The sequence below is a fragment of the Psychrobacter sp. 1U2 genome, from assembly GCF_051847575.1.
In genome coordinates this window covers 1-651 of the sequence record NZ_JBPYDC010001261.1, presented here as the reverse complement: position 1 = coordinate 651, position 651 = coordinate 1, and the positions used below count along the sequence as shown (strand labels likewise).

The 651-nt window shown below is 41.9% G+C and carries 1 protein-coding gene; it reads right to left on the bottom strand.

Going from position 1 to position 651, the window contains the following annotated elements; genetic code table 11:
• The coding region (locus tag ACS8FD_RS21535) for a hypothetical protein (RefSeq protein WP_439277374.1) at positions 1 to 651 on the bottom strand (651 nt) is incomplete at both ends.

The window sequence follows — 651 nt, the reverse complement described above, 5'->3', positions numbered from 1 at the left end:
CTTAAATTCATGCGCGAGTCGGTAAATTGAATCATAAGCAAAGCGTTCCGTACGGAGGCCAGCTGTCAGCACATCATTTCGTATACGTACATTATTAGCGGCATCGTAAAGGTATTGGATTATTAAATGCGTTGCATTCGGTCCACTGTGAGCTATCTCAATCAAGCGCCCACCACCATCATGTCGATAGCTTGTGCTGGCACCGTTAGCAAAAACACATTGATCAGGTTGTAGACCCGCGTAAATCATTTGAGCGATTGGACGACTATCAATCGATGCTGAGTCGCCAGGATAATTAATCCCATTTGCGATGTTTTGTGTGTTTGTCCTTCTGTTTAAGTCATCCCGATCTATGTGTAGACTGCGCCCACTAGGGTAAGTCAAATCTGTAAGAGCACCGACATCATTGAACTTTCTAGTGGTGGTGAAAGGAGTTTTAAGCGGGGCTTCATTTACAATATATGTAATAGTCTCTTGCAATTGCCAGCTCAGTGAATTATATCGGAAAGAACAAATAGCAAAATCATTCTCGGCCATTATTAGGCGATCAAGACCATCATACTCATAGCGTTCAAAAGTTGCTCCAGCAACTACGAGATTAGTAGATAAATTAATTGTATTTACATCTATGCGTATCGTACGGTTTAACGC